Origin of the sequence: Dactylosporangium sp. NPDC049525, assembly GCF_040676755.1 — a bacterium.
GTDB lineage: Bacteria > Actinomycetota > Actinomycetes > Mycobacteriales > Micromonosporaceae > Dactylosporangium.
The window spans coordinates 77,823-92,340 of record NZ_JBFAPO010000013.1 but is presented as its reverse complement, the minus strand read 5'-3'; the positions used below and the strand labels follow the sequence as shown (position 1 = coordinate 92,340).

At 65.0% G+C, this 14,518-nt stretch carries 14 protein-coding genes; 4 read left to right on the top strand and 10 right to left on the bottom strand.

Annotation, left to right across the window (positions count from 1 at the left end; genetic code table 11):
• Positions 1-374: 374 nt before the first annotated feature.
• The 3 genes from AB0K00_RS20675 to AB0K00_RS20665 form a co-directional block, all read right to left on the bottom strand.
• Entirely contained in the window at positions 375-1,208 is an 834-nt protein-coding gene (locus AB0K00_RS20675) for a hypothetical protein (protein WP_363522935.1), read from the bottom strand.
• Positions 1,209-2,335: 1,127 nt separating this feature from the next.
• Positions 2,336-2,809: a DUF4429 domain-containing protein gene (locus AB0K00_RS20670; protein ID WP_363522933.1), complete on the bottom strand. Its 474-nt coding sequence runs from the start codon at positions 2,807-2,809 to the stop codon at positions 2,336-2,338.
• 230 nt (positions 2,810-3,039) lie between these two features.
• Positions 3,040-4,089 (bottom strand): hypothetical protein, encoded by a 1,050-nt coding sequence (locus AB0K00_RS20665; protein WP_363522932.1) that lies wholly within the window; start codon positions 4,087-4,089, stop codon positions 3,040-3,042.
• A gap of 166 nt (positions 4,090-4,255) precedes the next feature.
• Here AB0K00_RS20665 and AB0K00_RS20660 point away from each other — a divergent pair, with 166 nt between their 5' ends.
• From AB0K00_RS20660 to AB0K00_RS20650, 3 genes are all read left to right on the top strand, one after another.
• A complete protein-coding gene (locus tag AB0K00_RS20660) occupies positions 4,256-4,423 on the top strand; it encodes a hypothetical protein (protein WP_363522930.1) in 168 nt (55 codons plus the stop codon).
• A gap of 87 nt (positions 4,424-4,510) precedes the next feature.
• Positions 4,511-5,089 (top strand): recombinase family protein, encoded by a 579-nt coding sequence (locus AB0K00_RS20655; RefSeq protein ID WP_363522928.1) that lies wholly within the window; start codon positions 4,511-4,513, stop codon positions 5,087-5,089.
• Positions 5,090-5,167: 78 nt separating this feature from the next.
• Positions 5,168-5,596 (top strand): hypothetical protein, encoded by a 429-nt coding sequence (locus tag AB0K00_RS20650; RefSeq protein WP_363522926.1) that lies wholly within the window; start codon positions 5,168-5,170, stop codon positions 5,594-5,596.
• 137 nt (positions 5,597-5,733) lie between these two features.
• Here the strand turns inward: AB0K00_RS20650 and AB0K00_RS20645 are convergent, their stop codons facing one another.
• The 5 genes from AB0K00_RS20645 to AB0K00_RS20625 form a co-directional block, all read right to left on the bottom strand.
• Positions 5,734-7,242, bottom strand: coding sequence for a class I SAM-dependent DNA methyltransferase (locus AB0K00_RS20645; RefSeq protein WP_363522925.1), 1,509 nt, complete (start codon positions 7,240-7,242; stop codon positions 5,734-5,736).
• Positions 7,235-8,500, bottom strand: coding sequence for a restriction endonuclease subunit S (locus AB0K00_RS20640; protein ID WP_363522923.1), 1,266 nt, complete (start codon positions 8,498-8,500; stop codon positions 7,235-7,237). Before AB0K00_RS20640 ends, AB0K00_RS20645 begins: the two co-directional genes overlap by 8 nt.
• Entirely contained in the window at positions 8,497-11,208 is a 2,712-nt protein-coding gene (locus AB0K00_RS20635) for a DEAD/DEAH box helicase family protein (protein ID WP_363522922.1), read from the bottom strand. Before AB0K00_RS20635 ends, AB0K00_RS20640 begins: the two co-directional genes overlap by 4 nt.
• Before the next feature lie 212 nt (positions 11,209-11,420).
• On the bottom strand, positions 11,421-11,663 hold the full coding sequence (locus tag AB0K00_RS20630) for a hypothetical protein (RefSeq protein WP_363522921.1): 243 nt from the start codon (positions 11,661-11,663) through the stop codon (positions 11,421-11,423).
• 224 nt (positions 11,664-11,887) lie between these two features.
• Positions 11,888-12,613 (bottom strand): hypothetical protein, encoded by a 726-nt coding sequence (locus AB0K00_RS20625; RefSeq protein WP_363522919.1) that lies wholly within the window; start codon positions 12,611-12,613, stop codon positions 11,888-11,890.
• 95 nt (positions 12,614-12,708) lie between these two features.
• Here AB0K00_RS20625 and AB0K00_RS20620 point away from each other — a divergent pair, with 95 nt between their 5' ends.
• Complete coding sequence (locus tag AB0K00_RS20620) at positions 12,709-13,374, top strand: DUF6308 family protein (RefSeq protein WP_363522917.1); 666 nt, start codon at positions 12,709-12,711, stop codon at positions 13,372-13,374.
• A 519-nt stretch (positions 13,375-13,893) separates the two neighbouring features.
• Here the strand turns inward: AB0K00_RS20620 and AB0K00_RS20615 are convergent.
• Positions 13,894-14,076 carry a hypothetical protein gene (locus AB0K00_RS20615; RefSeq protein WP_363522915.1) on the bottom strand — a complete coding sequence of 61 codons (183 nt, stop codon included), beginning with the start codon at positions 14,074-14,076 and terminating at the stop codon, positions 13,894-13,896.
• 179 nt (positions 14,077-14,255) lie between these two features.
• The gene (locus AB0K00_RS20610) at positions 14,256-14,504 is read right to left on the bottom strand and encodes a hypothetical protein (protein ID WP_363522913.1); all 249 of its coding nucleotides are present in this window, start codon (positions 14,502-14,504) and stop codon (positions 14,256-14,258) included.
• Between the last annotated feature and the right edge of the window lie 14 nt (positions 14,505-14,518).

The following is a 14,518-nucleotide window of genomic DNA, read 5'->3' as shown; positions in this document are numbered from 1 at the left end:
CCGGACCTGGCGTCTCCTCGACTCGATGGAGCGCAACGCCCGCCGCTTCGACCTGACCGCCGGCGGTGGGGTCGCCGACGACCCGGCCCTGACCCGGCAGATGCGCTGGTACCCAGCACAGGAGCATCCCGGAGTGTGCCCCGCCGAGAAGCCAGTCTCCGCCGACCGGGTTCTCCGCTGCGTCCACCCGACCGGCCACCCAGCATCAAACACGCCACCTTGTACGGCGTCCCCTTCGATTCCGACCCGAGAGGTTCCCGATGGCCCCGACCGCCTCCGCAGGCGCCACCTAAGGTGCAAGCAGCGGTCGATCGGCAATAGTCGGGCCAGCTCCACGACCAGCTCATTCCAGTCGTGGAGCTGGCTCTACTGCTCTATCCCACAGGCACGGCCGAAGGCGCCTCTGGATCCTCATCCCGCAGCCGAGCACGGAGCTGTCGAAGAGCGTCGGTTAGGTGGTCGTCGTCGTACGACCCGTGCCAGACAACCGCTTCCATGCTCACCCCGTCGAACTGCCTGGGCACAAACACCTGCGAACGGCCAATGAGCGTACTGAAGACCACGAGCACTCCACGAGATCCAGCCCGCCTAGCCCTGTCCACCATCGGTGCGAATCCCACCATTTCGCCCGCTACGACTTCTATTGCCTCGACTGCAATGTCGCCCTCAGGGAATTCGATTACTGCATCCGGCATGCCCGGAGTGCCCTGAATGTGCACGGCACGTGCGTCCGTGGTGCCGACAAGACTGCGGAGTTTGTCCACGACGCGTTTCTCGTAGACGTACCCTCTTGCCTCGGCCACTACCCGAGACCTCCGGGCACCTGGGTCAGCTACCTCGTACCCTTCGAGCATTGCTTGCGCCTCGGCAGGATTCTCCTCGGCCACGCTCGTGGCACGTTCGGCAATCTCCCGCCGTTCTTCCTCGCGGACCATCAACTCGAAGCCGACCTGTTCGCCGCCGAGCCTGCCAAGCTGCGTGCCCTGAATGCCGAGGATCAGCAGCGCGCCGGCGAGGATGATCGCGACCGCGACGCCGCCTTCGTTTTCGGTGAGGAACATGGCGACGAACCCGGCGATGCCGATGATCGTGCCGGCGGTGATGGCTCCGGCTCGCTCCCCGCGTGACAACTGCCGGTAGCGGGGTCGTTCCTGCGGGGGTAGCGGTTCCTCTGGTGGGGTGTCCGGCTCCTGGCCGTTCGTGGGCATGCCGACAGGGTGGCATGGCGACGCTCGCGTGAGTGCTGCTCGCGTTGCCGTCCGGTCAGTGTTGGTTGAACACACCGCCCGTCCGCTCATCGGACCTAACGTGACGTCGATCTCGGATGTGCCACCATGAATGGCATGCCCAGTGGCGAGGCTAGATGTCCAATCTGCGAACTGATCGTCGGGCAGTGCGGGCACAGTCGCAGCTCTCGGCCGACAGACGGGCGGCTTAAGGGCTCAACCGACTCCTCCTCTGGTCGTGTTGCCGGCCGTGACGCGAGGACGGGCCTGTCGTTCGCACCAAAGCAAGTGAACGCACTTCGCCGCGCATTGTTGTCTCCGGGCAAAGCGTCAGACGAAACCATCCGCCTGATTACGGGTATCTCGAACCGCAAGCAGGCGCGTGCCGTGGCCACACGGGTGGTCGGCAAGGGCGTACTCAGGCGTGCACGTCTCGAAGCTGCGACGCGTCGACTTGACCGTGGTTTACCGAGAGACGGCGATAGCGTCCGAGCTGTCAGTGGCGGCTTGCCAACGCTCGGGAAGCGTCGCTAGAAAACCCCTGCCGTAGGCGTCCCGCGCCGTTCCTGCCGCAGCTCCTCGACGCCCGCTTCAGGATGGGGACAGCGATCGACTCCTGGTATGCGGCAAGCGCGGATTCGGTTACCCGCAGCTTGGTGCGCCTGGGCCGCGGCTCACGTCGTGGACGGTGAGTGACTCGTCCGCGATCAGTCGGTAGACCGTCCGGTCGGAGACGCGGAGAAAGGCGGCGACCTCTGGATTGTGAGCATCTGGTCGACCGGCCGCCGCCGGTCATCCCGGCTCACGCCGCCCCGCGCAACGGTTTAGTGCGTGAGCGGTGCACCGCGGGAACGGTGCACCGCTCGATGTACGCGGTCAGTGCGGACTCCTTGACCCTCGTGCGTGGCTTCCTGTCGGTGCCGATGTCCACCCGCTCAAGGCGGCCGGTGGCGATCAGGTTGTAGACCGAAGAGGACGGCTCATTCCGCCCCTCTCAACATCGGGCCCTAGCCAGCGACGCACGACTGACTCGCCACGCACATGCCCACGCGCATGAAACGGCCTCGCTCTCCAACCAGGAGAACGGGGCCGTTCGCTGTCTCGGGCCGCTACCGGCCGGCGAGGAGCCGGGCCTTCTGCGCCTCGAACTCGGGCTGGGTGAGGATTCCCTGCTGCAACAGCCCGGCCAGCTTCTGGAGCTCGTCGGCGACGGACGCCGCAGGCGCGGCGGCCTGAGGCGGCGGGTTGTGCCGAACGGCCAGCGCCTGCTCAACGGCCGTCCGCAGCTTCTCAAACACCGGCATCTGCGCCTTGGTGAAGAGGATCGAGTTCTCATCGCGGGCGGCATCCTGTGTCTGCGACCCGGCCCGGGAGCGGGTGCCACCGACACCGGCGGTCTCGAACTGGATGAAGCCGTTGACGAACATGCCCGCCGGCTTCCACTGGACCGACACCACCGCGATGAGCGGGATTCGCTTCTCGCCCTTCCCGACCGATGCGCGGGCGAGGAGGCCCTTGCGCAGGATGGTGATGTAGTTGCCGTCGAACTCGACTTGTCCGTTGTGTCCCCGCGCTTCAGTCACGGCGGTGATTCTGCGCGTCGGCCACGGTTTCGGCAAGCACCCGGGCGGCTGGTCTGCTGGTCGTGGGCCCCGGATGCTGCGCGCCATCCTGGCTGAGATGCCGCCGACCACGGCCAGAGAGCGCGCGACGGCGCGCCGGATCGAGGGTGCCGCGCTCGCGCTCGACGCCGCCGGGCGCAGCCGGTCACGAATCGATGGGGCTTTCAGCAGCTCGGACAGTCTTGTTGACCCTACGGACGAACGGGATCCTGCACTGACGACGCAGCAGCAGTTGCGAGCGCTGTCAGCACGTTGGCTGGGTTCTGCTGGATCTCCGGATACTGCTCCAGGAGTCGAATCTCGGGCTGCGACAGGTTGCGAACCAGAATGACGGGTGCGCCTGCGTCCACGTACTTGACGATGAGGATCGAGCCGACTCGCATGCAAGCGCGTGGCACGTCCTTGAGCGCCTCCATGAGTTGAGCAACGGCCTGTGCCTCCTTCGTGTCGACATCCGCCTGTCGGCCATCGAGGTGCTGAAGTTCAAGCATCCGCTCTACTTTGATCAGCCTTGAGGCGAGCTCGTCCCGTGCCCGCCTCGTGGCCGCTCTCGTCCGCCACCGGAACGAGCCCTCCTTGAGGGAACCGTGGTTCAGCTCGTCGTAACCCAGTGCGGTGGAAAGGCGATCCAGCGCTTCCACCACCCTGACTGCGACCTGCATGTCGTGGGTGTCAAGGTATGCATCTATGTTGACCGTTGCCGTCGGCGGATTCTCCGGTGTGGACTGAGGCTCTGAGGTGGTCCAGCCTGCATGCATGCCCTCTTGGTGCGTCGTCCACCTACGTTGTCCCGGTAACTTGTGGGACCTTTGAAATGGAATTGTGAAGCCTGGTGGCATTTCGGCATCCAGGTGGCGGAGCAGTGCCCTGAGTTCGAAGCTCCACCGAGCCATGTTGGTGTCAGGGCCGGGACGAACCCGGCGGAGCGCCGCTTTGGCAAGTTCATAGACTCTTTGATCGCCGCTTAGCAGCGATTCAACCAACGCTGGCACCCATGTCTTCACCCCGCCGAACCAGTCGGGTTCTGCGTAGAGCAGCAGCGCGCCGATATCGCGGCCCGCTGAGGTCAAATGTCGAAATAAGTGTGCCCCGTGCCTGTCGAGCAGGATGCCCCTCAGGGCCGCACGAAGCTGTTCCAAGGCATGGTCTGTGGGCACATGACCACGTACTAACTCGTCCATCACGGTTTGGTAGTCGTTGACCACATTGCTGCCACTTACTGAACCCGAGTCGGTTGACATGGCTGCACGTTATCGACTGACCGCAGAGCGTGCCAGGGTTCGATCGGCTTCGTCAGGCCGACGAACACCGGACCATGTCATCAAGGCCTCGGACCCACCGCTCACTTCCCCGCCGCGGCTGATGCGCTCTCGCCGGGTCAGCGTCCCGCAGCGCGCGGAGCTTCACATGCAGCGTGTCGCGGTGCATGACAACACCCTGTTCGGCGACCTGCTGCAGCAGGTCCTTCGGGCCAATGCCCGCTGGGCGAGGCTCCTCAAACAGGTACGTGTGGACGCTCACGGTGACGATCGTTCCACAAACGATCCCCCGTATCATCTTGAGACGTTGATTTAGTACACGGCTTGCGAAACGTGCCCGACCGGATCCCAGCGGGTCGGTTCGGTTCGTCTCACAGACGATCGTTTGTGAGACAATAGACGCATGGCGAAGATTGGCTACGCGCGAGTCAGCACCCGGGATCAGCACCCCGAGTCACAGGAAGACGCCCTGAAGGCCGCCGGATGCGAACGGACCTTCATCGACCGGGCCAGCGGCAAGCTCGCCCGGCGCCCCCAGCTCGACGCCGCCCTCGACTACCTGCGCCCCGGCGACCAGCTCGTCATCACACGCCTCGACCGGCTCGGCCGGTCGGTGAAGAACCTCTGCGAGCTCGCCGACGACCTGAAGAGCCGGGGCGTCGACTTCCAGGTGCTGTCGCAGGGCATCGACACCAGCACCTCCGCCGGGAAGTTTTTCTTTCACATCCTGGCGGGCATTGCCGAGTTCGAGCGTGACCTCCTGTCGGAGCGCACCCTCGACGGCCTGGAGGCGGCCCGCGCCCGCGGGCGCAAGGGCGGCCGGCGGCCGGTGATGACGCCCGACAAGCTTGCCGTGGCCCGGCAGATGTACGAGTCGAAGCAGCACACCGTCGAGGCCATCGCCAAGGTGGTCGGAGTCAGCCGGGCGACCCTTTACCGGCACTTGGAGCCGGGCGCCGCGACAGCCGAGGTTGACACGTGATGAGCCAGCCCATCGGCCCGGCGGTTGCAGGTAATCAGTTGATACCGATCGGAAGGCTCATCTGACACCGTGATCGGCGTGGCCGACGATGACCTGACTGTTACCACCCGGATGGACAAAGCCGCCCGCCTGATCGGACGCAGCATCGTCAGATTCCGCCGCCTGCCGTACGGGTGGAAGGCGGCCGTGGCTGCCGTGCTTGTCTTCGCCGTGATCGGGGTGGTAATGGCCTTTAACGGGATGCGTGACAACAGCCAGCTGTCGTTCCGCTTCGGCTTCTCCTACGGCCATGGTGTCGGCTCCCACTACGGCAGCCCCGCGCCGACAATAGACGAAATCAAATCCGGATGCACCAGCGCCACGGTGCCGCTGACGGGCGGCACCTTCCGCTGGGTCGAGGGCGGCGTGGCCTACGACACCAACGGCGCGGACGTGGACAAGGAGGCTTTCATAGACGGGTGTGTCAAGGGCGTTATGAGCGGTCTTAGGGGTGATCCTGCCCCGTAATATGGCAGCACTGCTTGCGTCCCGCGCTGTACGGCATCTTCGGCAACGCTCCGCGGACCAACAAGCAGAAGCTGCTCGATGGTGGCCACGCACGGCCCTCGCCCTTGGCCGGACGGTTGAGACGTTCGAGTTAGCACTCATTCATCCGTGATGGACACAGCGCCGGACGTGGGTCCCGCGGAGGCTTCCAACGCGGCGGCGACGGCCTCGAACTCGGCCAACGCCGCTGTATAGACCTCGACGATCTCGCGGGCGATAATCTCAGGCGCCGGAAGATTGTCCATGTCCTCCAGCGACTCATCGCGTAGCCAGGTGATATCGAGGTTGACCTTGTCACGGGCTAGCAGGTAGTCGTAATCGAAAGACTTAAACCGCTTGCTCTCCACCCGCTCCGAGCGCGGCTTACCCGGCAGGTAACACTCCACGAACTCGTCGAGGTGATGGCGGCGCAGCGGGTTCTGCTTGAGCGTGAAGTGCTGGTTGATGCGCAGGTCGTAGATCCACAGCCGCTCCGTCCACTCCCGCTCGGACGCCGGCTTCTTGTCGAAGAACAGCACATTGGCCTTGACGCCTTGGGCGTAGAAGATGCCGGTGGGCAGACGCAGCATCGTGTGTACGTCGAAGTCGTGCAGGATTCGCCGTCGCAGCGTCTCGCCGGCGCCTCCCTCAAAGAGCACGTTGTCGGGCAGCACGACCGCCGCCCGGCCGTTGATGTCGAGGATCGTGGCGATGTGTTGCACGAAGTTGAGCTGTTTGTTGGCGGTGGTGACGACGAAGTCCTGGCGCTCGATCTCCCGTTCATCGCGCGACTCGCGGCCGTCCGTGCCGATCATCGTCAGCGACGACTTGCGGCCGAACGGCGGATTGGACAGCACGACCGAGTAGCGCTCACCAGGGTCGGCGATCAGCGCGTCCTTGACCTCGATCAGGCTCTCACCGTTCGGCGTGCCGATGCCGTGCAGCAGCAGGTTCATCGCCGCCAGCCGCGCTGTGCCATCGACCAGTTCGACGCCCTGGAGGAAGGTGTCGCGCAGATGCGCCCGCTCGGTCGGGGTCAGCGTCTCGGCATGCTGGGATGCGTGGTCATGCGCGGCGAGCAGGAAGCCGCCAGTGCCCGCGGCCGGGTCGACCACGTTATCCCGGACCGTCGGTTGAATGCAGTCGACCATTGCCTGGATCAGCGCGCGAGGGGTGAAGTACTGCCCCGCCCCGGATTTGATGTCCTCGGCGCCCTTGGATAGGAGCTCTTCGTAGGCGTCACCCTTGATGTCGGTGCCGGTGGCTGACCAGTTTTCCTTGTCGATGAGGTCGACAATTAGCCGCTTGAGTTTGGCGGGGTCCTGAATCCGGTTCTGCGCCTTGCGGTAGATCGTGCCCAACGTTCCGGGCTGCTTGGCGAGTTCCTGAAGGATGTGGCGGTAGGTGACCTCCAGGTCGTCACCGTCGGCGTCGAGCAGCCGCTGCCAGGAGCAGTGCTCGGGCACGATCCGCTCGCCCCTAAGCGGCCGGATCTCGCGTTCGTGGGCCATCTTCAAGAACAGGAGGTACGTGAGCTGCTCGGTGTATTCGATGGTGCCGACGCCGTCATCGCGCAAGACGTTGCAGTACGACCACAGCTTGTCGACCAATCGCCGCGCGTCAGACACCAGCCATCCCCTCCACCACATCCAAGTCGCTGACTCGTCCGGTCAGGCGTCCTGAGAACGCCGCGTCCAGCAATGACCGCCGCAACGACCGCGACAGTATTGTTGAAGCGGTTACGCCTTCGGTAAGTCGCGCCACGGCCTCCCTTGCATGCTCCAACCGCGCGCAGATCTGTACTTGATCGTCCCGGTTAGGCACAGGCAAGACAACGCTTTCGAGATGCTTTTGATTGACCTTGTATATCCCTGCAGTGGTCCGCGCCATCGATTCAATCTGTCGCCTAACCATTGGGGAGTTCCACATTGTCTCCAGGAAGTTGAGCGCAATGCGCCCTTGATCGACACGTATGCGGATCATCGTATCGGGGTACGCTATCGGATCTGGCCGCTCGCGCACCAAAGCGCCCCGGGCTACCAGCCGTAGGCTACCGTTTCCACGGGCCACCATGAAGTCGCCTTGTTGAACGAAGAAAGGCCGCGCCTCATCAGCCGTCCAATCGCCTTCCTTGCACTCCTTTAAGTCGACTCCCTCGGCTTTCAGTGCAGTCAGCCGAAGAACAGGAAAACCGCCCTCCTTGGTAGGAACGGAACGACCGTTCGACAACGTGGTGGACAGCAGGTTTTTCAACGTAGTCCTTGGGGACGAAGCTATGACCTCGTCCGAGGTTAGTGCGGACACCAGAAGGGTTTCACTTAATTTGCGGGCGGAGGCAATGTAGCGCTCCGCGGCGTCGAGGCGGGAGAGGTGGTCTTCGAGGATGTCGACGATCTGCCGCTGCTCCTCAAGCGGTGGGATGACAAGAGGAATGTGGCCTAAGATAGCCTGATTGACCTTGTATATACCCGCAGTTGTACGGGCAAGGTTCTCAATTTTGGACCTGACGTATCTTGAGTTCCACTGTAAAGCCAAGAACCGGGGAAAGATCACGTCTTCGTTTGCGCGAATGCGAATCACGGTATCAGGAAATGCGACCGGGTCAGGCCTCTCATCGAGGAGTGCACCTCGGCCGACCAGGTTGAGCGAGCCATTGCCACGACTGATAAGAAAATCGCCCTCGGCCACGAGAAAGGGAGTGGCCTCTTCGCTTGTCCAGGCTCCATCCTTTCGTTCGCGGAGGTCGACTCGATCATTTCGTAGAGCGGTCAACCGCAGTACCGGAAACCCGCCTTGCTGTGACGGAACAGAACGACCATTGATCATTGGGCTGCGCAGCACCGACCGGAGCGGTGCCAAAACCCATCCTCGTGGCAGTTCCGTCATGCCGTCAGGCCTTGATTGAGCCCTTTGAGTAGTTCGCCGGCACGGTCGCCGAACGCGGCGGCGAAGCCGTCAACGCCGCCGCGCTCGATGAACGGAGCGTTGTCCAGATCGTCTAGGCCGATGCCCGCCGACGCTGCGATCACTTCGACCATCCGGTCCAGCCACCATCTCTCTGTATCGCTGAAGGTCGCCCCGGCCTGCTCCTGCTGGAGCAGCCAGCCCGCGTATCGCTCCCGCACCTTCTCCGCGTATGGCACGAGCTCACCATCTTTGCCGATGGTGTACCGGATGAGCGACACGAGGTCGGTCAGGGTGTGTCGGTCGCTGTGCCGGACGTGGCCGTCGTACACGACCTCGTAGGCGGACCAGATCAGGTCGGGAGTCCAGTTGCGGGGCGGGCGCTTGATCCGCTCGGCGAGTTCGGCGATGTCGGCGAAGGAGATGCGACGTTCGCGGGCCTCGGTGAGGAGTTGGATCGCGGTGATCTCGTCGCGGTGTTCGTCCAGGTACGCCTGCCACGACTCGACGATGGACCGTGCCCGCGAGGTGTCGATGACTCCGTATGCATCTTCGAGGGTGTCGACGCTTACCTCGTCGATGATCCGGTCGTGGGCTTGGCGGAGTTCCAGGATCCGTTGCCTCAGCGCGGGGTTGGCGGCGATTGGCCGTACCGCCGCATCGAGCAGTTGTTGCACGGCGGCTGCTGGGTCGGCGGCGCCCGCGATGGTCTTGGCCTGGGTGTCGGGATCGACAGCGTTGACGAGGCCACGGACGATGTCGCGGACCGACGCGCCGGCGACCTGGTCGAGTTCGGCCCGTTCGGCGGGGGTGAGCTGCAGCTCCAGGGCGGCGAGCCGGGACGCGAGGGTGGCGGTTTCGTTCTCGGTGAGTGTCAGTGTGGCGGCCTTGTCCAGCAGTTGCTTGAGCGAGGCGCCTTTCTCGCGGTTGAGCGGGGGGTCGACGAACTCGTGCTCGGTCACACCGACCGCGTCGACGATGACGAACCGGGTCTTCTCGGCGGCGTCGGGGGTGACCGCCTGGAAGTCGGTGGACGGGATGGTACGGGCGCCGCGGCCCTTCATCTGCTCGAAGTACGCCGCCGACCGCACGTCGCGGAGGAAGAACACGCACTCCAGGGGCTTGACGTCGGTACCGGTGGCGATCATGTCGACCGTCACGGCGACGCGCAGGCTGGCCGAGGTGCGGAACGCCTGGAGCTGGCCCTTGGGGTCCTTGGCGCTGTAGGTGATCTTCGCGGCGAAGTCGTTGCCCTTGCCGAAGACCTCCCGGATCCTGGTGACGACCTCCTCGGCGTGGGCATCGTCCTTACAGAAGATCAGAGTCTTGGGTACGGTGCTGCGGCCGGGAAAGATCTCGGTGAACAGCCGGTCGCGGAACGTCTCCAGCACGAGGCGGATCTGCGAATCAGCGGTGACCGCCCGGTCGAGTTGCTTGCTGGTGTACTCGACGTCCTCGTCGAGCTGTTCCAAACGCTGCACGCGGGTCCGGCGGTCGACCTTCGGCACCACGGTTCCGGCGTCGATGCGCGAGCCCTGTTCGCTGATTCGGGTTTTGATCCGGTATAGGTCGAAGTCGACGTTGACGCCATCGGCGACGGACTGGGGGTAGGTGTATTCCGAGACCAGGTTCTGCCGGAAGAACCCGAACGTCTGCTTCCCCGGCGTCGCGGTCAGCCCGACGATGTGCGCGTCGAAGTACTCCAGCACACCGCGCCACACCCCGTAGATCGACCGGTGCGCCTCGTCCACGATCACCAGATCGAACGTCTCGGGCGGCAGGTGCGGGTTGTAGACCACCGTGACCGGGGCGGCGGGAACGTAGTCGTCCAGCCCGGGGTCGTCGCCATCCGGTGCGGTGTCGCCGGCAAGAACCCGGTACACCCGTTGGATCGTCGAGATCACCACGTTGGTGCTGCCGAGCATTCCCGCACTGCTGAGCTTGTCAGCGTTGTACAGCTCGGCGAAGCGGCGCCCGTCGCCCGGGGTCCGGAAGTTCTGGAACTCCGCCAGGGTCTGGTCGGCGAGGTTGTTGCGGTCGACCAGGAACAGCACCCGCGTGAACCCGCCGTGCTTGAGCAGCCGGTAGCACTCGGTCACTGCCGTGTAGGTCTTGCCGGCACCGGTGGCCATCTGCACCAGCGACCGGTCGAAACGCTGCTCCGCGAGCGCCCGCTCGATGCCTTCAATCGCTGTGATCTGCGCAGGGCGCAGCGGCGCGGTGTCAAGCGCAGGCAGGTGGCGAACTTTCGCCCGCCAGGTCGGGTGCTGCGGATCGGTATCGGCGTCGCGGACGGTCCGTGCGAGGCTGCTCGGCTGCGGGAATGCGAAGATCCGCCGGGCCCGCGGCTGAGGGTCGTACCCGTTGGTGAAGTGGGTCTCCGAGCCGCTGGCCTCGAACACAAATGGCAGCCGACCGTCGCGGGTCAACGCCTTGAGCCGTACGGCAGGAGGCAGACCCTCGGCGTACATCGCCGACTGCCACTCCACGCCCGACAGCGGCGTTCCCTGCGGCTTGGCTTCGATCACTCCGACCACGCGCTGATCGACGTAGAGCAGGTAGTCGACCCGGCCGTGGCCCTTCGCCATCACCATCTCGCGGACCGCGACCCCCGGTCCGGCGTACAGGCTCAGCTCCGTCCGATCCTGTACCACCCAGCCGGCCTCGCGTAGCTGTTGGTCGATCAGCACTCGGGCACGCTGCTCGGCCTGGAGCCGAAGATCTTCTGCCGATGCACCCACGGACGGTTACGGTAGTCGAATAGGACCACTCACGCGATCACCGAGTGGTCGGACTGCCACAGCCTGTTGACGTCGATGCCCTAGCCCGGCGCTCAGCGCGAACTGACCGCGCGCCACATACGAAAGCTCGTCGGATTGCCGGCGGGCTTCTTTGTGTGTGGTCAGTGCTTCGCGTATGCCTGGTCGTACGCCTTGCCCAGCACCGCGTACTGGGCAGCGGTTAGCCGCGAATCCGTCTCGACCAGCTGCCACGAGTCGTCCTCGGGAAGGTCGGCGTCGTGCACGCCCCACATCTGCGCTTCGGTGGCTTGTCGCCTCGGCGGCCAGGTGCGGGTGCGGAAGTCCGCAGCAACCTGGGCCAGGGTCAGCCTTCCCGCCGCGAGGTCGTCCAGCAGTTCTCTCACGCTCGCCATGGTCAGCCCGCCTTCCCTAGTACGGCTTGATGTTGGTGAACCCGCTATTCCCGCAGATGCTGGCCTGGGGCGTATTACGCGTGTCTCGGCAAAGCCCGGGCCAATCCCGCTCGGCTCCCCGCGGTGATGCTGACGGAGCACGGCTTCGCCGAGCTGCATAACGCCATCCTCATGCCGACTCGACCACGGCGCCAAGTGGGCGTCCGCCGGATCCTTCAGGTCGACCGGCTGGCCACGGCCATTGGCACCGCGACGGCAAGCACGCCCGACCGGCCGCCGGGCGCGAGACCGGATTCGGGCCTGAAACGGTAGTTGAGGTCACCGCCAAGCAGTTCCATCGCCAACGGTCGCCGGTTTTCGGCGTCTGCTTGCCATCTCTGCCGGGCTGTAGCCGCATCGGCATAGGGAACGCCGCCCGCGTGACAGAGCTCCACTCCCTCCAGGAACTCATCCAGCGTTACCGCGCCTCGGATCTTCTCGAGCTCGCGGGCGGGGATGCTATAGCTGTCGCCGCGCGGGCGCCGGTAACTGGCGATGAATGTGACGAGGGAGAAAAGGTCGATCACGTAAGCCCAGTCCGCGAAGGGCCCATGGACGCTAGCCCCGTGGGCGCATTGTCGTCCGGTCCGACACCGGCTCGCTTCCGGCACGGGCGCCGCCGGGTCGAGCGTCGCCGTCGTAGTCATGGCGGCCCAGGGAGGTGCCGGAAGGATGTAGTAGACGGGTGCGCCAGCAGCATCGACGTACCGGATGAGTTGTGGCAGATCTATGGTGATCTTGTGCTCAGTCGGCTTTGGTGCATACGGCTCGGTTGCCTTGTTTTCGAGGATGAAGCATTTGGTCGGGCCGAGCTGGAACGCAGTGTCCCAATTGTCGGATCCACGCTGCGTGGGCGCCCAGAGCTGTGCGTCGGGAAAGCGCCCGAGCACATCCGCCGCCACCCAGCAGTCGACGGTATGTTCGGGCAGACTCCGACGCGTATTCGACGGGGCGGGCATGCGGCGATACTAGACTCCCCAACAACGAAGGAGAATGTATGGATGAGCTGCCTGCTGATGAGTTCGTCCATGTCGGCGCACTTCATGTTCCGCGCAGAGAGGCGCTGGCAGCGGCGCGTACCTACCTGAACCCGGCCGTTGGAGTGCACTTCGCCTACCCGGCGTACGAGGCGTACCAGCCGCACCACGATCCCGATCAACTGGACGACGCCGATCTCCTTGCGCCGGTGTTACTAAACGTCAACCGCTTGTCGCTGGAGGCCTACTACGGCCTTCGAGGCAGACGCGGGGAGCTCAGCGGGCTGCTCAGGAAGATACCGAACGCCCGCCTGGAGGACCCTGACGAGGATGTGAACACGCTCGGCTCAATGTTTTCCGTGCTGGACGGTAATGGCCTGCCTGGGGTCGGTGGGTCCATCCTCGCGAAAATCCTGCACCGTAAGCGTCCGGGCTTCATCCCCCTGTATGACGACAACATCCGGTATTGCTATCGGGACGCACCAGGGGCACCGATCCCGCGCGACAGCAAGCGCTCGTGGGCGGAGTTCGCAGTGCTGCTGGGTAAAGCGATACGGCATGACCTGAACAGCCAGCTGAAGACCTGGCAGGAGATCTGCGGGTACGCGCCGGGGCCGGCCATTACGCCGCTGCGGGCGCTTGACATCGTCGCTTGGCACGCGGGAAGACGCGCGAATCGGCCCTGATGCACCATTGCCGTGGTCATCAGTTAGGTCTACGCGCTCGGGCGCGCACGAGCAGTGGGCCGCCGGCCGCGCGATCCAAGATGCCGACACCGGCGTTGGGCCGCGCACCGTGGACGTCGTTGTCTCCGAGGTGCCCGCGCCGGACTACGTGGCCGAGCGCGCGGCGTCGACCTGGGCGCCGCGGTCCTGTCCCGCTCCCGCCGGTTCCTGGTCGACCAGCGGCTGGTGCAGATCTCGCAGTCGTTCCTGCCGCTGGACGTGGCCAGCGACTCGCGGATCGCATGCACGGAGGTCGGACCGGGCGGCACGTATGGCCGGCTCGCTGAACTCGGGTTCGCGCCGGTCCGCTTCACCGAGCGCCTGACCGCCCGCGCACCGCGCCCGACGAGGTCGAGCGGCTCGACCTTGGGTCCAGCGTCGGCGCGACGGTCATCGAGATCACGCGGAACGCCTTCACCGAGGCGGGCCGTTGCGTCGAGGTCAGCCGCATGGTGCTCGACGCGACCGCGTCGAACTCGTCTACGCGTTCGACGCCTGACCGCTCGCCGACCACCTAACGGGGAACACGCCGACCCTGCCCTCGTGAACCACGTCACCGCGCTCGACGTGCCCCGCTGACTTCGCGCACGGCACCTCGATGTCGCAGTTCGCCGTGGGGGTCGTCTTCGAGGCGGCGCAGGTCGCGGCCGAGGTGGTTTCCATGCCAGGGGACGCTACTAGAACACGCGTTCGGTCGCACCAAAACTTCGGCAGGTTGACCAGCGGAAATGCCAGGACTGTCGGATCAACCGCACCGTCATTCGAGTTGTCCGAGTCGATGACGTGGCCCTGCGCAGTACGCAGGGCCACGTATCTCTGGTGCACCGGACCAGGCGTATGCCTTAGCGTCGGTACCTGGCCGCCGCAGCGAGCAGGCCGCCGAGCGCGAGCAGCACGCTCGCCAGGCCACCGAGCACCGCGGCGAGCCCGGTGATCGTGCCGGTGAGCACGAGTGCCAGCACGATCACGATGATGACGCCGAGGACGCAGACCAGCGGGAACCACGGCCCGCGTGTGAACTCGGTCAGGTTGGATCCCTGCTCGCGGGCAGGCTTGCGCTGGGGGCCACGGCCCCCTTGTACTGTGGGCATTACGGAGAACTCCT